Source organism: Acinetobacter sichuanensis (genome assembly GCF_003024515.2).
GTDB classification, from domain to species: domain Bacteria; phylum Pseudomonadota; class Gammaproteobacteria; order Pseudomonadales; family Moraxellaceae; genus Acinetobacter; species Acinetobacter sichuanensis.
Map to the genome: position 1 here is coordinate 1 of NZ_PYIX02000027.1, position 20,312 is coordinate 20,312.

At 33.8% G+C, this 20,312-nt stretch carries 22 protein-coding genes, 2 tRNA genes and 1 pseudogene; 12 read left to right on the forward strand and 13 right to left on the reverse strand.

The features are described 5' to 3' along the window. Window positions 1–313: 313 nt before the first annotated feature. The 4 genes from C9E89_RS14710 to C9E89_RS14725 all read right to left on the reverse strand — a co-directional run bounded on the left by C9E89_RS14710 (window position 314) and on the right by C9E89_RS14725 (window position 3,411). Window positions 314–535 (reverse strand): transposase, encoded by a 222-nt coding sequence (locus C9E89_RS14710; RefSeq protein WP_107009096.1) that lies wholly within the window; start codon window positions 533–535, stop codon window positions 314–316. 741 nt (window positions 536–1,276) lie between these two features. Continuing rightward, window positions 1,277–1,353 (reverse strand) — tRNA-Met (locus C9E89_RS14715). A 101-nt stretch (window positions 1,354–1,454) separates the two neighbouring features. Then, window positions 1,455–1,742, reverse strand: a complete 288-nt coding sequence (locus tag C9E89_RS14720; RefSeq protein ID WP_107009097.1) for a hypothetical protein — start codon at window positions 1,740–1,742, stop codon at window positions 1,455–1,457. 256 nt (window positions 1,743–1,998) lie between these two features. After that, window positions 1,999–3,411 carry a tyrosine-type recombinase/integrase gene (locus C9E89_RS14725; protein ID WP_107009098.1) on the reverse strand — a complete coding sequence of 471 codons (1,413 nt, stop codon included), beginning with the start codon at window positions 3,409–3,411 and terminating at the stop codon, window positions 1,999–2,001. A gap of 160 nt (window positions 3,412–3,571) precedes the next feature. Here C9E89_RS14725 and C9E89_RS14730 point away from each other — a divergent pair. Next, a tRNA-Ile gene (locus tag C9E89_RS14730) sits at window positions 3,572–3,648 on the forward strand. A 921-nt stretch (window positions 3,649–4,569) separates the two neighbouring features. Continuing rightward, window positions 4,570–5,112 carry a crossover junction endodeoxyribonuclease RuvC gene (ruvC, locus tag C9E89_RS14735; protein ID WP_107009099.1) on the forward strand — a complete coding sequence of 181 codons (543 nt, stop codon included), beginning with the start codon at window positions 4,570–4,572 and terminating at the stop codon, window positions 5,110–5,112. A 17-nt stretch (window positions 5,113–5,129) separates the two neighbouring features. On the opposite strand, the gene C9E89_RS14740 is transcribed toward ruvC, so the two are convergent. Beyond that, window positions 5,130–5,465: a hypothetical protein gene (locus C9E89_RS14740; protein ID WP_107009100.1), complete on the reverse strand. Its 336-nt coding sequence runs from the start codon at window positions 5,463–5,465 to the stop codon at window positions 5,130–5,132. Window positions 5,466–5,557: 92 nt separating this feature from the next. Then, entirely contained in the window at window positions 5,558–7,045 is a 1,488-nt protein-coding gene (locus C9E89_RS14745) for an NAD(P)H-hydrate dehydratase (RefSeq protein ID WP_107009101.1), read from the reverse strand. A 20-nt stretch (window positions 7,046–7,065) separates the two neighbouring features. On the opposite strand from C9E89_RS14745, the gene queG reads away from it, so the two are divergent. After that, complete coding sequence (queG, locus tag C9E89_RS14750) at window positions 7,066–8,169, forward strand: tRNA epoxyqueuosine(34) reductase QueG (protein WP_107009146.1); 1,104 nt, start codon at window positions 7,066–7,068, stop codon at window positions 8,167–8,169. A gap of 293 nt (window positions 8,170–8,462) precedes the next feature. Next, window positions 8,463–9,455 carry a biotin synthase BioB gene (gene bioB, locus C9E89_RS14755; protein WP_107009102.1) on the forward strand — a complete coding sequence of 331 codons (993 nt, stop codon included), beginning with the start codon at window positions 8,463–8,465 and terminating at the stop codon, window positions 9,453–9,455. A gap of 102 nt (window positions 9,456–9,557) precedes the next feature. Here bioB and C9E89_RS14760 read toward each other — a convergent pair whose 3' ends face one another. Then, window positions 9,558–9,770, reverse strand: coding sequence for a hypothetical protein (locus tag C9E89_RS14760; RefSeq protein WP_107009103.1), 213 nt, complete (start codon window positions 9,768–9,770; stop codon window positions 9,558–9,560). A gap of 622 nt (window positions 9,771–10,392) precedes the next feature. Between C9E89_RS14760 and C9E89_RS14765 the strand changes: the two genes are divergently transcribed. Together C9E89_RS14765 and C9E89_RS14770 are read left to right on the forward strand one after the other, a co-directional pair. Further along, window positions 10,393–12,021 (forward strand): long-chain-fatty-acid--CoA ligase, encoded by a 1,629-nt coding sequence (locus C9E89_RS14765; RefSeq protein ID WP_107009104.1) that lies wholly within the window; start codon window positions 10,393–10,395, stop codon window positions 12,019–12,021. A gap of 167 nt (window positions 12,022–12,188) precedes the next feature. Beyond that, the gene (locus C9E89_RS14770) at window positions 12,189–12,821 is read left to right on the forward strand and encodes a riboflavin synthase subunit alpha (protein ID WP_107009105.1); all 633 of its coding nucleotides are present in this window, start codon (window positions 12,189–12,191) and stop codon (window positions 12,819–12,821) included. On the opposite strand, the gene C9E89_RS14775 is transcribed toward C9E89_RS14770, so the two are convergent. From C9E89_RS14775 to C9E89_RS14785, 3 genes are all read right to left on the reverse strand, one after another. Then, entirely contained in the window at window positions 12,818–13,393 is a 576-nt protein-coding gene (locus C9E89_RS14775; protein ID WP_107009106.1) for a TetR/AcrR family transcriptional regulator, read from the reverse strand. The two genes, C9E89_RS14770 and C9E89_RS14775, sit on opposite strands and share 4 nt — an antisense overlap. Before the next feature lie 9 nt (window positions 13,394–13,402). Next, window positions 13,403–13,747, reverse strand: a complete 345-nt coding sequence (locus tag C9E89_RS14780; RefSeq protein ID WP_107009107.1) for an SMR family transporter — start codon at window positions 13,745–13,747, stop codon at window positions 13,403–13,405. A gap of 256 nt (window positions 13,748–14,003) precedes the next feature. Then, window positions 14,004–14,213 (reverse strand): hypothetical protein, encoded by a 210-nt coding sequence (locus C9E89_RS14785; RefSeq protein WP_107009108.1) that lies wholly within the window; start codon window positions 14,211–14,213, stop codon window positions 14,004–14,006. Between the two features lie 334 nt (window positions 14,214–14,547). Here C9E89_RS14785 and C9E89_RS14790 point away from each other — a divergent pair, with 334 nt between their 5' ends. Continuing rightward, a complete protein-coding gene (locus C9E89_RS14790) occupies window positions 14,548–14,832 on the forward strand; it encodes a hypothetical protein (RefSeq protein WP_107009109.1) in 285 nt (94 codons plus the stop codon). 180 nt (window positions 14,833–15,012) lie between these two features. On the opposite strand, the gene C9E89_RS14795 is transcribed toward C9E89_RS14790, so the two are convergent. Continuing rightward, a complete protein-coding gene (locus C9E89_RS14795; RefSeq protein WP_107009110.1) occupies window positions 15,013–15,456 on the reverse strand; it encodes a hypothetical protein in 444 nt (147 codons plus the stop codon). Window positions 15,457–15,811: 355 nt separating this feature from the next. Between C9E89_RS14795 and C9E89_RS14800 the strand changes: the two genes are divergently transcribed. Both C9E89_RS14800 and C9E89_RS14805 read left to right on the forward strand, forming a co-directional pair. Further along, complete coding sequence (locus tag C9E89_RS14800) at window positions 15,812–16,045, forward strand: DUF2171 domain-containing protein (protein ID WP_107009111.1); 234 nt, start codon at window positions 15,812–15,814, stop codon at window positions 16,043–16,045. Window positions 16,046–16,337: 292 nt separating this feature from the next. Next, entirely contained in the window at window positions 16,338–16,904 is a 567-nt protein-coding gene (locus C9E89_RS14805) for a lipocalin family protein (protein WP_107009112.1), read from the forward strand. Between the two features lie 58 nt (window positions 16,905–16,962). Here C9E89_RS14805 and C9E89_RS14810 read toward each other — a convergent pair whose 3' ends face one another. Beyond that, window positions 16,963–17,454: a hypothetical protein gene (locus C9E89_RS14810; RefSeq protein WP_107009113.1), complete on the reverse strand. Its 492-nt coding sequence runs from the start codon at window positions 17,452–17,454 to the stop codon at window positions 16,963–16,965. Window positions 17,455–17,675: 221 nt separating this feature from the next. Next, window positions 17,676–18,104 carry an arsenate reductase (glutaredoxin) gene (arsC, locus tag C9E89_RS14815; RefSeq protein WP_107009114.1) on the reverse strand — a complete coding sequence of 143 codons (429 nt, stop codon included), beginning with the start codon at window positions 18,102–18,104 and terminating at the stop codon, window positions 17,676–17,678. 84 nt (window positions 18,105–18,188) lie between these two features. Between arsC and C9E89_RS14820 the strand changes: the two genes are divergently transcribed. From C9E89_RS14820 to arsH, 3 genes and pseudogenes are all read left to right on the forward strand, one after another. After that, the gene (locus tag C9E89_RS14820; RefSeq protein WP_107009115.1) at window positions 18,189–18,509 is read left to right on the forward strand and encodes an ArsR/SmtB family transcription factor; all 321 of its coding nucleotides are present in this window, start codon (window positions 18,189–18,191) and stop codon (window positions 18,507–18,509) included. A gap of 3 nt (window positions 18,510–18,512) precedes the next feature. Beyond that, entirely contained in the window at window positions 18,513–19,541 is a 1,029-nt protein-coding gene (arsB, locus tag C9E89_RS14825; protein WP_107009116.1) for an ACR3 family arsenite efflux transporter, read from the forward strand. 15 nt (window positions 19,542–19,556) lie between these two features. Beyond that, window positions 19,557–20,262 (forward strand): annotated as a pseudogene (gene arsH, locus C9E89_RS14830) (arsenical resistance protein ArsH). Window positions 20,263–20,312: the final 50 nt, after the last annotated feature.

The following is a 20,312-nucleotide window of genomic DNA, read 5'->3' on the forward strand; positions in this document are numbered from 1 at the left end:
AACAAAGCCTTTATCAGATATTATTTACACTAAACAAAAACCATAAATATCTTTAAAAACTAAATATATTGACTACATATAAAAATACTATCAAAATAATATTGGGTAGCATCTCCTTCTACCCAATAAGTTAATTTAATAGTTTATTATCTTTAAAACTAGACTAATAAATTACTTCACATAATCAATCAAAACATATCAAAATCAATAATTTTTAATATAACAACGCATAGAATTAAACTCTTTAAAAACCTACTAGATATTATAGATCAATAGAAATAAGCACATAAAAATCTATATTCTCTATAACTTTCTATATAGAAACTCGATAAAGTTGATTCATCCCTAAATAAAAAGAATGCCCATCAATATTAAATCGACGATTCTCTCCTGATTCTAATTGTATTTCCTTTCCAACCTCAACTAAAATAGTTCCTTCACGACTATTTTGCGGCATTTGCAAAGGAACTATCTTCACACGTATCTTATCACCATTTAAGGCGGTGGCTATTGTCCAGCCATTTACTTTATTCAATTTAAAAACTCACTTTGAGCTTTTGTAAACAGAGAAGTATTAAATATTAAGACTAACTAAACTAGAGCTATTTGTAGAACTAACAAAAATAAGACGATCTGTCTTATCTCACACTTATGATATTTACATCAGCATATAAATTGCGAAATAGAGTTGAAGCCAACCTTCAATTCTAATGATATTCACTTAATATAGACATACTACGCCCAATAATAGGTATAAGCAAATAACTAAAAAACAACTCAGTATCATTTTTAATAATAAGCTTAACCTACCATTTTCATAAATTTTAATGAGAAAATAAATAATTTTATTTGATCATAATAAAATCTAATTAAATGATTAAGATCAATATAAAAACCCACAGTTTATCACTATGGGCTTTTTGGATCGGCATGCTGCAATCTCATGCTCTGCGTCAATTGTTTGAACTTAAATCTATTTATAAGGAATACGCCATTCCATTAACAACTCAAACACCACCGTTTTGCTTACGGATTCGATCAATCTCACAATAACATCTAAATATTTAAAATGCACGATTTAAAAGTTTTATTTTTAATTTATATTGAAAAGCTTTATTTTATATAAAAAAATACCCAAGCCTTAAGAAGCGCAAGGGTATATAAAACTTTGAATAAAAAATACTTGTACTATAATAGGGGTACAAGTATATAAATCGATAAAAAATATCTACTACGCTGTATTAAATAATAGATATATGAACTTTAAAATTCTTCGTGGTAGCGGGAGCTGGATTTGAACCAACGACCTTCGGGTTATGAGCCCGACGAGCTACCAGACTGCTCCATCCCGCATCAACGAAATGACTTTATACGCCCTAAACACCAACAAAGCAAACTTTATTTAAAATAAAAAAATTTATGATAAAAATCATATAAAAAATATTTTAAAAAAACTAACCAATATCTCCCTGAGTTATAAAATTTGGATGTGAGGCTTTATATGAGTTTAATCTCATCTTTTCATTTTCTAAAAATATTTTAGGCTCTTCTCCCCATGTCGGTTTTCTTGAATCCAAACCTGAATGATTTAAAGCCCAATCAGAAACAATACCATAAACAAAAGTATCATCAGCAAAAATTAACTTTGTTTTTCTTCCAACACTACTTACAAAAACCTTATGCGTTGGAAGGGAACCAAATGTACCCATTTGGGTATGAAGATATTTATAAGTTTCAGACATAGATAAAATAACGCACTTAATTAACAGTCCACTATACCCTTTTAATTATTTAATAAAACCCACCTTTTTAATGAGTATCAAATATTGTTGCTTTTACAAGCATACAATTGAAGTTATATACTCTGTTGATTTTTAAAAAATTAAATCTAAATAAACTTGATAATCCTCCAATTTCATTAAAGTATTTTGTATAAATTTCTATATCAAATCATTACTATTGAATATTAACAATAAATAAAAAGTACTTATAAATTCCTTATTTTTGTTTAGTATGATTTTCTAATGGATTCATTAAAACTTTAAGCTGATCAATTTTTGAAATCGCACTTAAACTATTTTCTTCCAACTTCAAAGACATCGCTTTTTCTAGATAATCGTGGTGCCTCGTAGGCGCTTTAAATTTTCTATTTTTAATCATGTCAAAGTGTTGATCTGTAAAAACTGCTTGCTCTATTTTCATCATTGCTGAATGTAAATCTTCAAAAGAAACTTGAATATAGCCATCTGTTACATCTGCTTCATCGAGTGAATGATTAATCAGCCTCTTAATTGTATATGAACCAATATTAATGCTATTGGCGATACTAGAAAAAGTACGTCGTAAATCATGGTATGTAAATTCGATACCACTTAATTCAGTGATCTTATATCGTGCCTTACTACGATTGGTCACATGACCATCACCTTGTCTTGCCTGAAAAACATAAGGCTTGCCACCAGATCGTTCAAATCTAGCCTGCATAATATGTTTTAAAATAGGTCCCATTGGTAAAGTAATTGGCTCACCATTTTTAGGATCTACAGAGGTTACTGTTCCGTATTTTAAGTCAACATCTTGCCATTTTAGACTTTCTGTTTCTTCACGGCGAAAGCCTGTTAACAGTACGATGAGTAAAAAATCCTGATTGGTATAAGCATTATGATTATAATAATTTTGACCTACCCATTCAGTTGACAGTACTGTGTGAACCCAATCATGTATTTGGTCTTTACGTATATACCCTTTTCTTCTTTTAATTTTATTCCAAGCTTTTTTCGCACCTAAAGTATTTACTGGATTGGAAATATCTAAAATACTTTTATCATTTACATCTAAATAATGTTCAATTGAAAAATTAAACACAGCACGCAAAAAACGCATCGCTAAGTTTGCACGTGCTTTAGACCTTATAGTTAATTCCACATGCTTCTCTTGAATCATCTTACGTGTAATATCAATTAACTTAACGTCTTTCCATTCAACCAAATAATCCTCTACACACATTCTATAGTCTTCTAATGACTTCACGCCAAGTTCTCTTTCATTAATGTAGGCGTTGTAGGCGGTCATAAGCGTGGGTTGTTGTGTTTCTTTTGCATAATTTACTAATTTTAAATCTTTATCTTTTTTCTTTTCATTATTTGGATTAATACCTGCCGCCATTTGTGCAAGTAACATTTGTGCTTTTTCTCGGGCTTGTGCAGGAGTTAATTCTCCATGTCTTCCCACTAAAACGCGAACAGATGATTTACCATCACCTATTCGCCTTTCCACCACGTAAACCTTTGATGCTGTTACACGTAAAGCAAAGCCGATCAAATCTGAATCTCTATAAAAGACCTGTTTATTGGGCGATAAGGGCACAGAATCAACAAATGTTTTTGTTAGCTTTGTTTTTTGATTTGACATCGTATAGAATGCTGTTCGTTAGCAATAACATGCAATAAGTATAGCAATTTATTTACCGTCTACACAGCGCCTACAAAAAATAATATTGCAATTAAAAAAATTATTGTGTATTATGCGATTCAAGTTAAAGATGTTGATATATATAGTTTTTAACTTTATAGGGCCTGTAGCTCAGTTGGTTAGAGCAGCGGACTCATAATCCGTTGGTCCCCAGTTCAAGTCTGGGCGGGCCCACCAAATAAAACAACCACTTAGGTGCATTAATCCTAAGTGGTTTTTTAATATCTAAATCTATGTAAGCACTATGTCAACAAAGTCTATCTATATAAAAAATCAATAACATTACCATTTCATAGACTACTTAACTCTCCAGAGCTTTATTGCAAAAACTTGTTCATCATAATTTATGCGGTGTACTCAAAATTAGAGAATTTTACTGTAGGATATTCTAGGTAGCCAAACTTATACTCTTATCAAATAAAGATAGATTTTCTCTATATAAGAATCTCTTATTGATCAATCAAAATAAATCACACTACAATGATTATTGCTCGTACTTCATTTTTAAATAATGAATTAATCTTTATACCTATAAAAAAACCTATATAAATATAGGTTTTAAATTTTATTTTCAGCAACTAAGGGTTTAAATAAAAATAACTACATAATATTGCCAACCCCAAAGTTGCTAAAACTAAATATGTATTTACAGTATTAAAACTTGCTAAAAATTTCACAATATTCATAAAAACAACAACAATCAACACAAAATGAACACACAAATTATACAATAATATAATGAAGCATTCAGCTCTTTCTTAAACTACCCTTAAAAACAATCATTTTATAAATAAAATATTAAACATTAAATATTAATAACTTAAATACTCTATTCTAAATAAAATATAAATAAAAATAATTATCAATAACATTGGTTACATTTATTTACATTACACCAAGAGAAATTCTTATTACCGTAACAATGACCTAGACTTTAAATTACGTCTATATTTTAATTCATCATAATGCTCTACATCATTTTCAAGGTTTAATTTTAGATTAAATAAATACTATTAAAACTATAAATTAAAAATACATACATTTTTGTCTTAGAAAATCATATAATTCAGCAATAATTCACTTTTAAATATTAAATATATGTCGCTTATTATTGGAATTGATCCAGGTTCACGATTAACAGGTTATGGAATTATTGAAAAAGATGGTCAAAAACTAAAATTTGTAGATGCAGGCACAATTCGTACTGAAACTACAGAAATGCCTGAACGTTTAAAGCGAATTTTTGCTGGTATTGATCGTATTGTAAAGTTCCACGGTCCTACAGAAGCTGCTGTTGAACAAGTTTTTATGGCACAAAATCCAGATTCCGCTTTAAAACTAGGACAAGCACGTGGTGCAGCAATTGCAGCTTTAGTTAATCTAGACTTACAAGTTGCAGAGTATACTGCACGACAAATCAAGCAATCTGTCGTTGGTTATGGGGCTGCAGATAAAGAACAAGTTCAAATGATGGTCATGAAGTTATTAAATCTTTCCATTCATCCACAAGCTGATGCTGCCGATGCTTTAGCAGCAGCAATCTGTCATGCACACGCCTCAGGTAGCATGAGCAAACTCGCTGTGCTCAATGCTTTAGGTGGTATGGCACGTGGACGTAGTCGCAATAGTCGTAGACGATAAGATACAGAATTTACACATTATAAATATGGCATACCATCTTTTTTTATTTCTCGAATCGAAGGTGCTTTGCTATAAGTCGCAATCAACATTTTACCGATTGTTCTCAAGTTTTTTTGTTGATTTGGATCTATTCGAATCAACATTAATTCTTCATCAACTCGACTATTTTCAATTTCTTTGCAAATCACAATATTTTCGTTACGTTCAATCACTTTATATTGCGGAAACTCCTGCTGAAGTTTTTCTTTTAAACTCAACTTTTTTTTAGATTTTGAATGATCTCGTTGAGTATAAATAATCATGAGAATACATGCCGCAAAAACTATTGCGACAACCAAATACTTTTCTGCCATTTTATTTCACTCAAATATATTTCTGTTGATTTTTAAAATAATCATGCCTATAGCTTTCATGAATTGTAAGAATATAAAATTTTATCAATACATTATGCCGCATAATTTACCACATAATAAACCGCCTCACTCATATGATGTGCCTGCAAGCCACGTTGACCTTGTTGTGCTAAATGATCACCAGCCAAAGCATGCAAAGTCACAATATCATGTAAGCTAATTTGATCTGAAAATTGGGCTTTTAAACTCGCAATCATTCCTGCAAGCACATCCCCCATTCCACCTGTTCCCATGCCTGCATTTCCTGCTGAACAAATCCATAAAAGTTGCTGTTCAAGTGTCAAACTACCTGAACCTTTTAACACCCATTGCCCTGCATATTTTTCTTTTAACTGATAAATCGCAGCAATTCGATCGGTCTCTATTTCAGATACTGAACAATTTAATAACTTTGCAGCTTCGCCAGAATGAGGGGTTAAATAGGTCTGCGCATTCACTTTGATTGGATGAAGGGCTAAAAACCATAGCGCATCAGCATCTAAAACAACATGTAAATGTGTGGTTAAATTTATTTTAGAAAACCATTTCAAAAATTGTTGCTCTGCCCAAACATCACGCCCTAATCCCATTCCTAAGCTGATCGCATCAACTTGATCTAATAAGTTCTGAATGGTTTCATCACTTAATTCATTGATATCACGTAACATGATATTGGGAGATCGTGCCAAAATTGCAGCATGATGTTTTTGATGACAAACCACTGTGACTTTACCTGCACCCGCACTAAATGCTGACTCGGCTGCCATCATCACTGCTCCACCCATTTCAGCATGCCCACCAACAACTAAAACGTGCCCATAACTCCCTTTATGACCAAATGCTTTACGTGGTGGTAAACAAATTTTCGTTGTAGCGAGTTGCGCTAAACTTTGCAACTCGGCATCTGGTGGAATCGCAGAAATAACATCAATTTTTCCTGCATATTCTCGACCTTGTCCTGTTAATAATCCTGCTTTTAACCCCAACACGCTATAAGTCCAATCCGCTTTTACTGCAATGGGTAAGCTTTGTCCTGTATTTGCATGTAAACCGCTCGGTACATCTATAGCAATTTTCAAACCTGTTTGCTGATTAAATTTTTCAATAACAGCTTGCCACTCTTCATTTAATACTCGATTTAAACCAATACCAAACAAAGCATCAATATGACAATCAAACTGCTGATGCTGTTCAAAACCTTGTTGAATATTCACTTGATTATCTTTTGCCAATTGCATGGCTTGATCTAGGTCTTCAGAATGACCCAAAGGTGCAGCAAAAACGGTGACCTGATAACCCAATTGTTGTAAATATTTTGCCAAACAATAACCATCTCCAGCATTATTTCCTGTTCCACACCAAATGGCTATGTTCTGAATTTTAAGCTGATTTTGAGAAAGCTGCTGAGAAAATAAAGTCTGTAAACGCTGTGTGATTAACCATGCGACTTGCTGCATCAAGCCAAAAGAACTATTTTGCTGATCAAACCAACGCGCTTCCCATGCTTGAATTTCATGGCTGTGATAAACTTGAACGTGCATTATTCTTCCCTATATCTTCTATGTCAGCTTCTTTATCTTCAACTTCTATTGCATTACAACAGATTGATCCGCAACAACTTAAAACGTGGATCAAGGAACAAGCTTTGCAACTTGGCTTTGCTGATTGTGTCATTGCCAAACCTGATGCTCAAGCAGAATTAGCACGATTTAAAGAATATTTAAAACGTGGTTATCATGGTGATATGAAATTTTTAGAAGAAAATTTAGAAAAACGTGCTGATCCAACTTTATTAGTCCCTAACACGAAAAGTATCATTTGTGTGCGTATGAACTATTTGGTCGAAACACCAAAGCCGCGTTATGTACCTGATGCACCAAATTCTGCCATTATTGCACGTTATGCTCGAGGGCGTGATTATCATAAAGTCATGCGTGGACGACTAAAAACGCTAGCAAATTTAATTAAAGAAAAAATAGGTGATTTTGAATCACGTCCTTTTGCTGACTCTGCGCCTGTTTTTGAAAAAGCACTGGCTGAAAATGCAGGAATGGGCTGGACAGGTAAACATACTTTACTCATTCATAAAAAATCAGGCTCATTTTTTGTTTTAGGTGAATTATTTACTTCCCTAGATTTGCCTTTTGATGGACCTACGACCAAACATTGCGGTTCATGTACAGCATGTATTGATATTTGCCCAACGCAAGCAATTGTTGAACCCTATATGTTGGATGCTCGAAAATGTATTGCGTATTTAACAATTGAATATAAAGGTGTCATTCCTGAAGAATTAAGACGAGGCATTGGTAACCGAGTTTTTGGTTGTGATGATTGTCAACTGATCTGTCCATGGAATAGCTTTGCAAAAAAAACCAGTATTGAAGATTTCAACCCGCGACATGGGTTAGATCAAGTTTCACTTTTAGACTTATGGCACTGGGATGAAGCAACTTTTTTAACTTGCACAGAAGGCAGTCCAATTCGGCGCACAGGATACCAAAGTTTTATGCGAAATATTGCGATTGGTTTAGGTAATGCACCATTTTCACCCCAAATTTTACAAGCTTTAGAGCAACAAAAATCGACTCATGATGAGATTGTGCAAATCCATGTTGACTGGGCGATTGCCGAACAACTGAGAAAATCTAAGGAAAATATCTAAAAAATTTATTTGTTTTCAAGCCTCATTTTAAAAGCACGTTCTTTACCAAGTTACTGATATTTGTTTTTTTTAATGACGAATACACTGAAGTTAGCAAAAGTTTCAAACTCATTTATGCGAGTAAATGACGTAAAAAACAGTCAACTTTGTAAGTAAATTACTATTTTTATTTTGAATTTATATGATAATCTTAAGTCAATATGCCAATTACAATTTGGACGTTTTTGCCCTTTGGCTTTGGCATGATTTGTGTATGATAAATACAGATAGCGAGATTTTCAGGGATTTGACCTATGCCTTTAGTACGAAATGATTGGACACGTGACGAGATCCAAGCCTTATATGAACAACCTTTTCTAGACTTGGTGTTTAAAGCTCAACAGATTCACCGTGATCATTTTGAGGCAAACACGATTCAGGTCAGTACACTACTTTCAATCAAAACAGGTAAATGTCCTGAAGATTGTAAATATTGCTCTCAATCAGTACATTATGACTCTAAGCTTGAAGCTGAAAAACGTATTGCTGTAGATAAAGTTATTAGTGAAGCAAAAGAAGCATTAGCTTCTGGTTCATCACGTTTTTGTATGGGCGCTGCTTGGCGTAATCCGCATGAACGCGATATGCCTTATGTGCTCGAAATGGTACGTGAAGTCAAAGCCTTAGGTCTTGAAACCTGTATGACTTTAGGCATGCTCAACCAATCTCAAGCTGAACGTTTACATGAAGCAGGTTTAGATTACTACAACCACAATTTAGACACTTCACGTGAATATTATTCACATATCATTAGCACACGTACTTTTGATGACCGTTTAAACACGCTCGATCATGTACGTAGTGCAGGTATGAAAGTGTGTAGTGGTGGTATTGTTGGTTTAGGTGAAAACCGTAATGACCGTATTGGTTTATTGCAAGAGCTTGCGACTTTACCTACACATCCTGAATCTGTGCCAATCAATATGCTTGTTCCTATTGATGGTACACCATTAGCAGATGTAGAGAAATTGGATGTCACAGAATGGATTCGCACCATTGCAGTGGCACGTATTATCATGCCAAAAAGCTATATTCGCTTGTCAGCAGGACGTGAAGCTTTAACGGATTCAGATCAGGCTTTAGCCTTTATGGCAGGTGCAAACTCATTATTTAGTGGTGAAAAATTATTAACCACGCCAAACGCAGGCGAAGGCAAAGACAAACAACTTTTCAATAAACTTGGTTTAAAAGCTGAAAAAGCTAAACCTACAGCAGCCGAACTCTCTGTGGATGCAATGGCAAGCTAAATAAAGTTAAGTCAAAAAGTCATATTTTTAATGAAAAAGCGATATTTAACTTATCGCTTTTTTATGTATAGAAAAATATGAATCGTACAAATTCATCAGACTTTATAATGAAGTAATCAAAATGCCATATTTTGCATTTAAGTACATCCCTTCTCGGATAAGATCTTTGCCATTGGCATGGTTGACAATTAATTCTTGAGTAAAAGCATCATATTGAAAAGAATCAAAGCAATCTTGATGATGGCATAACCACGTTAAAGTATCAGCTAAGCTTTGATCAACAACGTAGCTATCTAGAGAAAAGTTTTTCGACATTTCAATAAAAATTCAAAATATGAGAATCAATTATTTTAACTGAAATAAAAAGATAAAAACTAAATAAAAATATTGCGATAGATTTATATTATTTTTTCAATATCATCACACTACATTTAAAACACATAATGTGATGATATTCCGCTTGTATTTTCATATAAAATTAATGAGAAATACCACATTTACGACATTCTTTAGTCACAACAGAGTATTCATTAATCTCATATTCAAATTGGTGTACACACAAAATCTTTTTGATCTTTTGAAACATTCATAACCTCCCATTGTTGAACCTTTTCATGTTTTATCCTAAAACATATATTTTTATAAAGGTGTCTCATATATTTAGCATATTTGTGAACTATTTCAAGTTATATTTACATTATAAAAATTAGACTTTAGTCTATATATTGCTACAACATTTTCAAATAATGATAATTTCATAAATCTTTGTTTTTAAAATTAAATACCTTTATTTTCGTTACAAAAAAATTGTTAATTTTTTGATTGCTTTCAGCTTATTTTTCGCTAGGATGAAGAAGTATTTTTTCTATTTGATGCTTTTTAAATAGAACGGATTATCTAAAGACCAACCAATTTACAACAAAATAAAGGATAGTATATGCAAGGAAATATGATGCTTCAGCCGCTGCTGATTAGTAATTTAATTGAGCATGCAGCACGTTATCATGGTGATACAGCAATCATTTCTAAAAATACAGATGGCACAATAACAACAACTGATTGGACACATGTTGCTGAAAATTCAAAACGTTTTGCGAATGCTTTAGCAAGTTTAGGAACAGCACATGGCGACCGTATTGCAACAATTGCATGGAATAACCATCGTCATTTAGAATCTTGGTATGCCATTTCAGGTAGTGGCATGATTTGCCACACCATTAACCCTCGCCTATTTCCAGAACAGCTTGTTTTCATTATTAATGATGCTCAAGACAAAGTTGTTTTATTCGATAAAACTTTTTTACCTTTAATTAGTGCCGTTAAAGCACATACCCCAACTGTTGAGCATTTTATTTGCTTAGGTGCTTTTGACCAAGATGTAGCGACTGCACTACCTGAAGTAAAATTTTACGATGCACTTATTGCAGAAAACTCTGCTGAGTTTGATTGGCCAAACTTTGACGAAAATACAGCAAGTTCTCTTTGCTATACATCAGGTACAACAGGCAACCCGAAAGGTGCTTTATATAGCCACCGTTCAACGATTCTACATACTTATGCTATTTGTTTACCTGACTCTTTAAATCTTTCAGCAAATCATGTGATGTTGCCTGTAGTGCCAATGTTTCATGTGAACGCTTGGGGGACACCTTATGCTGCTGCAATGGTCGGTTGTACTTTTGTTCTTCCTGGTCCAGGCTTAGACGGTGCAAGTCTAGTACAAATGATCGACCAGTATAAAGTGAATATCGCCTTAGGTGTTCCAACCATTTGGCAAGGCTTACTTGCCGCAGCAAAACAATTGGGTAGTAGCTTAGACAGTCTCAATCGTAACGTTGTGGGTGGTTCAGCTTGCCCACCTGCAATGATGAAAGCATTCAGAGATTTATATCACTGTGAAACTATTCACGCATGGGGTATGACTGAAATGAGCCCTCTTGGCACCAGTAATCAGTTGAAAGCCAAACATCAACAATTGTCTTCAGAAGAACAATTAAAAATTCGTCTGTCACAAGGTCGCCCACCTTTTGGTGTCGATATTCGTATTACAGATGAAGAAAATGGCACTCATGAAGTTGCACGTGACGGTCATACCACGGGTAACTTACAAGTAAAAGGTCATTGGATTATTGAGTCTTATTATAGAAAATCTAACAGTGCGACGACAGCAGATGGCTGGTTTGATACAGGCGATATTGCTTCAGTCAATGAAGACGGTTACCTCCTACTCAGTGACCGTGCTAAAGACCTCATTAAATCAGGTGGGGAATGGATCTCGTCTGTAGAACTTGAAAATATTGCAATGAGTCATCCAAATATTGCGATGGCAGCCGTCATTGCTGCAACTCATCCAAAGTGGGATGAACGTCCTATTGTGATTGCAATCAAACAACAAGGTGCTGAAGTCACTGAAGAAGATGTATTAAACTACTATTCAGATAAAATTGCTAAATGGCAAATTCCTGACAAGGTTATTTTTGTTGATGCAATTCCATTAACAGGTACGGGTAAAATGCTGAAAAAAGACTTACGTGAACAGTATGGTTCTGTACTTTTAGAAAGCTAAAATATTTTTTTATTAAAAATAGCAAGTCATAACTACGCTATAAAGCCACGTTCATCGTGGCTTTTTTATTGCCGATGTTTGAACTTTTAATCATAAATAATTATCTGCAACACTCCTGATTTATGTTATTAATAAAGATAATTTTTCAAAATTCAGATGAGTGTAAAATGTATACAGGTATTGTTCTTGGTACTGAAAAAATTCAAAGTATTGAACAACATGATGGTTATATCACCATTCTAGTCAATAATAGCCAAGGCTTTTTAGATGATGTTTTTATTGGTGCAAGCGTTGCAATTGATGGAACATGCCTAACTGTTACAGCTATTCATCCAGATAAAAAACTGGTCAGTTTTGACATTTCAGATGTAACGCTCTCATTAACAACATTAGGCTTTTTAAAAGCAGATGATTTAGTCAATATTGAACGTTCATTTAAAATTGGTATGGAAAATGGCGGACATAATTTATATGGGCATATTGAAGGTACAGCCCAAGTTACAAACATCATTAAAAATGGACAAACTTTACATTTAGATATTGAAATTCCAAAAGAAAAAATTAAATATTTCTTCTTAAAAGGCTTTATTGGTTTACATGGCTGTAGTCTTACAATCAATCAGGTCAATCAAGCCCAACAGCAAATTTCTGTAGACTTAATTCCTGAAACAATTCGTTTAACTAAATTTGGGCAACTCAATATTGGCGACTATTTAAATTTTGAAATTGACCAAACAACACGTACTTTGGTTGATACACTTGAAAATATTTATGCTCAGCGTGGGCTAAATGCAGTTTAATTTTTTAACTGAGATGGTGCATGATAAGTTTGTTGAATTAATTCTTTTTTAATTTCGATAAGCTTGTGTTGATTGTTAGGTTTAAAACCTTCGATCAACCAAGCACCATCCGCAGCATAACGCAATAGCTGTAAATGCATACTTTGATCAGTGATTTGATGTTTGACTAAACGCTGCTCTAACCACTGATTCCATTGCTGACAAAAAGTATGATCTGAAATAAAAGTCATGCATAATGCTGACCATAATGATCCGATCCCAAAATTTTCACTTGTTAATGTTAATTCAATATAAGCTCTTGTAAAACAACCATATTGGTCATGCTCAACTGCTACATATTTTTCAATTTCTTGATCTATTTTTTGCATTGCAGTTTCAATCATTGCCGTAATTAAAATTTGTTTATTTGCAAAATGATGAAATACGCCGCCTTTACTCACATCAGATAAAGTTGCAACAGCTTGAATAGAGACGCCACTAAGACCATTTTCTGCTGCGAGGCGCATCGTGTTTTCTAAAATTAATTGACGGACTTTTTCAGGCTGTTTTTTCCGCTGATGTAAATTACTCATTTTATTTTATCAATGCCCCGCTGTTGAAGAAAATAAATTAATAACAACAACCCCTGAAATAATCAAGGCTATGCCCAATATTGCCGCTAAATCAAGAGTTTGCTTAAATACAAAGAAACCAATAAAAGCAGTCAATACGATCCCAACGCCAGCCCAAATTGCATAAGTGATTCCTAAAGGAATAACTTTAACAACTTGAGATAATAAATAAAAAGCGATGCTATATAAAACAATCACTGCAAGCGACGGTAGCAATTTGCTGAAACCTTCTGATTTAACAATAAAGGTTGAGCCAATAACTTCTGAAACAATTGCTAAAGCCAACAGTGCATAAGCATTTAATAGTGGACTCATCTTTTTCTCGCATACATAAACATACCATCTGGTTGGTATCTTATATAGAGATAAATTATTTGTCTTATTTAACACTACTTTTTATGTTTATAAATGTAAAAATGAAATCTATTTTTTTAATTTAGCTATTACAGTATTATTCACATTAAATTTAAAAAACTAACCATGAAATAAAAGTAATTTGAACCAACTTTACACAAAAATTGAAGTCCTTTTCTCATAATTTCAATCCATAATAAAATACATTATTGATCAATTATAAAATCTGTTGATGCAATTTTTGCAAAAAGGCATCCGCATCTAATTTACTCATAAAAGATTTTTGATAAGACCCTGTTGCTGTCTGATGATTAGGCGTATATTCAATTTCGATTAAGAAATTTTGATTTATCATACTTTTAGAAACATGTATTGCAATAATATGCGATGAGTTTAAATAAAAACCATCTTCAATTTTAACCAACATTACAGTACCTCAACATCTTACAGGGAGAAATAATAAAAAAGCCCATCTTTAGATGAGCTTATTATTTAAATAATTTAAGCATGAATTTTACTTCAATTTAACACTGATGAAAAACTTTTGTCCCTGCTACATTCAAATATATATAAAATAAAATGTAACTCAGATGTAAAGTAATTAAACTAAAACAACCAAAGACAATCAATCCAAACAAAATTGTTAGACACTTTCTGATTTTGTCAAAAAAATTTAATGTTAGAGTAAATATTAAGTGATGCAAGTCACATTATTAATAAAAGATATTTAATTTTAAATCTCTTTTATGGAGGTTATTCACATGAACTATTTAATTATTTTAAACTCTCTCTACCCAGATCATTTTGATGAAGTAAATAAAACGATTGAAGATTATGATCATTCAATTCGTGTTAACCAATCAACATGGCTGATCAATACCAAGTATGATGCTGTAATTATCAGACAACATCTGGCTAATGTTATGAGTATTCATGATTCATTATTGGTATTTAAAGTCAATAATGAGTTTTCAATTGCCAATCATCTTGATATCAATGATTGGTTAGAAGACATGCAATACAATACTTTAGTTGCTATTTCTTAACCCTTTCCCCCTCTTTTAAAAATGAAGGATGGATAAGGCAAAATGTTCAAAAGTCATTTTTCAGGTTATTTCCTTCTTTTTCTACATCAGTAGTCAAATTGTAGAAAAAGAAGGCTTAGCGACTTATTCAAAATTTCTTTATAAAATCAAATTCATAACAAAGTATAATGAAGTGAGCCGTTATTGCTCAAGACGAACTTGATAGCCACATTCTGTTGCTGAACAAGTTGCATCTGTAATCACAGTACCATCATCTTGTGATAAATAGTCAACTGTTCCACCTTCTGTGATCGCCGAATATAAACTTTGCCATTCCTCTCCTAAAAGTTTTTTACTTATTGTTTTAATCTGTTGATTTGTTTCTGAAGCTTCATTTGGAGATTTTTTAAATGACCAACTCACATCAATAAACTCTTTTGCAATTCCAATAACTAAATCATTGTTTTTAGAGTCTTTATAATAGTAACTGGTAATATTATCTTCACTTTTTTCTATTTTTAGTACAGGTAAAGTGATCATTTTTAATAGATCTTGTGCATTTTGAGGGGGTTGGGCATAACTCAATGTGCTGTAACAAAATAAAGTGGTTACACCTAGCGCTATTTTTTTTAAAAGCACTTGCATTTTTCAGTCTCATTTTTATCTAAGTGCCCAATTTTACATTGAAATATAAAATAAAAAACGGCTTATTTACAGAAATCAAAACATAATTTATATACCGTCTTTTATTTTTATCATGAAAATACTCCATAAACATTGAACAGCATTTTTTAATAAAAACTCAAAATATCTCTCACTATTTTCTTATTACTAGAACTAAAACAAATAAAAAACATTTCCAAATACAACAATGTAAATATATTCAAACCTTTAGTAAGATTAAGAACCGCTTTGTATTCCTTTTATTACAAATTAAGATTTAAAAAATATTTTACTATACGGTAAAGACTCAATCGCATTTGAAATAGGAATTGTTCTAATGACTACGATTAATGTTGAAAGTATCAATAATCATGCTGATGTTATTGCATCTTGTGGAACTAAAGTTGGTGAGGTTGATCATTTACATGGCAATGATCAAATTAAATTAACTAAACATGGTGATGGGTATCATCATTTGATTCCAACATCATGGGTAAGCCAAGTCACTGATAATAAAGTGATACTCAATAAAGACTCACAAGAAGTGAAAGATAATTGGGTTCAAATCTAAATATTCTTTTAAATGCTAGTTGATAGCTTTCATCGCAAAGCTATCCTTTTTTAATCTCATGAATGTATTCAATATCTAATGATATCAATCCATTAATAAGCTTTCTACTTTGACTTGTATAACAAATTGTTAATCATCAAGTTTAAATCCAAATTATATTAAAAATCATGTGAGTAATAAATATTACTCACTTCATCTCCATCCATGTATGATCATCTTAATCCATGCTATAAATTATTGATATTAATAAATTATATCTTAACAGACATGTTACAACTCAAAAGGTAGCCCTATGTTGAAATCAAGAGCAAAGAAAATATTATTTATTAGTGGTCTGATTTTATTAGCAGCCGTGACCTTAGCCAATATCGGTGCTGAAAAAATACCTACAGCACAACAAGTAGATTTAACAAAATATTTAGGAACATGGCATGAAATAGCCCGTAAGCCCTTATTTTTTCAGAAAAAGTGTGATTATAATGTGACAGCCCATTATTCTTTAAATGAACAAGGCAATCTTAAAGTAGATAATCAATGCTGGGATCAAAATCATAATTTACAGCAATCAATTGGTGAAGCTTTTGTAAAAAATGCCCCAGAAAACACGAAACTTACCGTAAGCTTTCTACCGAATGCGATTCGTTGGTTACCTGTAGCTCGTAGTGATTATTGGATTTTAAAAATTAATCAAAATTATCAAGTCGTTTTAGTCGGTAGTCCAAATAAAAAATACCTATGGATATTAAGTCGCTCACCAAAGATTGAGCAGACCATACTGGATGAATATTTAAATTATGCTAAAAGTTTAGGTTTTGATTTGTCTGATCTGACTTATACAGTACATAAATCAAAAGAGTAATTGTAATGTAATAAAAAATGCCAACTTTATATTGGCATTTTTATGATCTGTGAAGACATCAAAACTTAGCATTTAATACTTGATTATTTACTTTATTTTTCCAAAGATCACGTAAAATAGGTAAATAGAATTTCTCACCAAGCTCCACCAATTCAGCATCAATCAAAGCATGAATCTCATGCATAAAAAGATAATCCAAATCTACTGTTTTAAGTTGTTTTTGACTTTGCAAGAACGCTTTACGTTTTGCTTGAGCTGTTTTTACCAACTGATCCGCATAGTTTTTATCTTTAAATTGACGAATCGCTTGTAAACGTAATTCAATCACCCCCCAACCGCTTAATAATAATTTAAATGTCTCAAAATCTTGTGTTGTTGATTCCCAAGTCATATTTTCTAAATTTTCATCTTGTGGAAGAACAGGCAGCAACAACTCCATAACACTCGGAAAAATCTTTTTAAAACCTAAAATAAATTTAACAGGATGTTCACCTGGATAATCTTTAAATTGAACATTTTTTTGAACATCTGTTAAATAGATAGAGAGCATTAAGAAAATCCTTAAGTAAGATACTGTTTTTTATCATTTTGCACTTAATAAAAAAAATAAAGCAAAATGAAAACAGAAAAAGAAAGGCATTTTAACAATTTTGACAGTTTATTCAATGTTAATAGCCTTTCAAAAGTCATTTCAAAACTCAACACAGCGCATCTGAAAACGCGCAGGAGATTCATCCTAGATACTTTTTTAGAGCAATTGAAATTGCTTTATTATTTCACACGTTGTAAATGCTCATCAATAACCACTTCACCATCTTCCTTACTAAATGGCTTTAATTGCGGTGCGGATAGAAGATCAAGAACAAGTTCTGAAGGTCGACACAATCGAGTACCAAGCGCTGTACGGACAAAAGGACGATTAATCAAAATTGGATATTTCAGCATAAAATCCAACAATTGCTCATCGCTCCAATCAGATTGCGCCAATTTTAATGTTTCAAAAGGCTCGACATTCTGACGTATGACTGCACGAACACTCAACCCTGATTGCTGAATTAAATCAATCAGCTCTGCTTTACTTGGCGGATTTTGCAGATATTCAATAATTTCAGGTTCCTGTCCTGAATTTCGAATCAGTGCCAAAGTATTGCGTGATGTGCCACAGGCTGGGTTATGGTAAATCTTAATGTTTTGTGACATGAGATTGCTCAATCGAAATGGATATTGCATTTATATATGGATATCCGTATATTCGCAATAGTAAATATATTGGAAAATACCGACATGAACCAAGTCGATTTTTTTAAATGTCTTTCAGACACAACGCGTTTAGATATTTTGAAACTGGTGATTGAAAAACAAAATGTCTGTGTCTGTGAGCTCACTGAACAACTCGAACTCAGCCAGCCGAAAATTTCCAGACATCTGGCACTGCTCAGAAATCTTGCCATTTTACAGGATGAGCGCCGTGGACAATGGGTGTATTACGCTTTGCATCCTGATCTTCCCGAATGGGCACAGTCCGTTTTAAACATCATGGCACACGAGCATCCATCCAATATCCTGAAAAACAGTCAACATTCTGTATCCATCCATTGCGAGTAGTACATGGCTGCAAAACTTTCGTTTTTAGACCGTAACTTAACGCTATGGATTTTTATTGCCATGGCTTTCGGGGTTGCCATTGGAGTGTGGTTTCCACAGGCATCGGTTGCATTGAACCAGCTCAGCATTGGCTCAGTCAATATTCCCATTGCAATTGGCTTGATTTTGATGATGTATCCTCCGCTTGCCAAAGTTGACTATGCCACCCTGCCACAGGTCTTTAAAGACAAGCGAACCCTGACTTTATCCTTGTTGCAGAACTGGTTGATTGCACCATGTTTAATGTTTGGATTGGCGATCATCTTTTTGCAAAGTTATCCTGAATACATGACAGGATTGATTTTGATCGGACTGGCACGGTGTATCGCCATGGTTTTGGTGTGGAATAATCTCGCCTGCGGTGATAATCAATACGTTGCTGCGCTGGTCGCATTTAACAGTATTTTTCAGATCCTGTTTTTCAGTACCTATGCATGGTTATTCCTGAGCTTTTTACCGCCATTTTTTGGGGTGGAAGCGCAAATCATTCAGGTCAGTTTCTGGACCATTACCCATGCAGTGCTGATTTATTTGGGCATTCCATTTTTATTGGGTTTTCTGACCCGATGGATCTTGGTCAAACAAAAGGGATTGGCATGGTATCAAAACAGCTTTATTCCTAAAATCAGCCCGATCAGCTTAATTGCCTTACTGTTAACCATTGTGGCGATGTTCAGCCTGAAAGGTGCCGATGTGATTCGCCTGCCTCTGGATGTTCTGCGTATTGCCATTCCATTGACGCTTTATTTTGTGGTGATGTTTTTCATCAGCTTTTTTATGAGCAAATGGATGGGCAATGACTATGCCAAAACCACCGCCATTTCCTTTACCGCAGCAGGTAATAATTTTGAATTGGCACTTGCCGTCGCCATTGCCACCTTTGGCTTGGCATCGCCTGTGGCATTTACCACTGTGATTGGTCCCTTGGTTGAAGTGCCCGTGCTCATCAGTCTAGTAGGTGTGTCACTGTGGTTGAAAAAGAAATATTTTTAAGAGCTTGCACAATATATGACACTCTCTCACCTGAATCTAAATCTACTCGAACAACCCACTCTGACACATGTACAGGCTCAGGAACTGCCACATCCACCACGAATTTTATTGTTATATGGTTCCAATCGAGAGCGTTCATTCAGCCGCCTTGCTGCTCAGGAAGCAGGACGAATTCTTGAATATTTCGGTGCCGAAGTCAAAATATTTCATCCTAAAGGTTTGCCATTGCCTGAAGATGGCGATGCAAGCCATGCCAAAGTCAAAGAATTACATGAACTGTTGGCATGGTCTGAGGGAATGGTGTGGTGTTCACCATGAACGTCATGGTGCCATGAGCTCAACTTTCAAAGCGCAGATTGACTGGATTCCACTTGCTGCAGGTGCAATTCGGGCAACGCAAGGTAAAACTTTAGCCCTCATGCAGGTCTGTGGTGGTTCACAGTCATTCAATACAGTCAATCAACTGCGTATTTTAGGACGTTGGATGCGCATGATCACCATTCCCAATCAATCCTCTATTCCCAAGGCATTTCTGGAATTTGATGAAAATGATCGGATGAAACCTTCTGCTTATTATCATCGTATTGTGGATGTCATGGAGGAGTTGTTTAAATTTACCTTGCTCACGCGTGGGCAAACTGCCTATCTGACCGATCGTTATTCGGAACGGGTGGAAAGTGCCGAGGCATTATCGAAACGAGTCAATCAAAAAGAAATATGAATTTAAATTTATCAGGTTAATTCCAATAAACTCATATCAAGCCGAAGGTG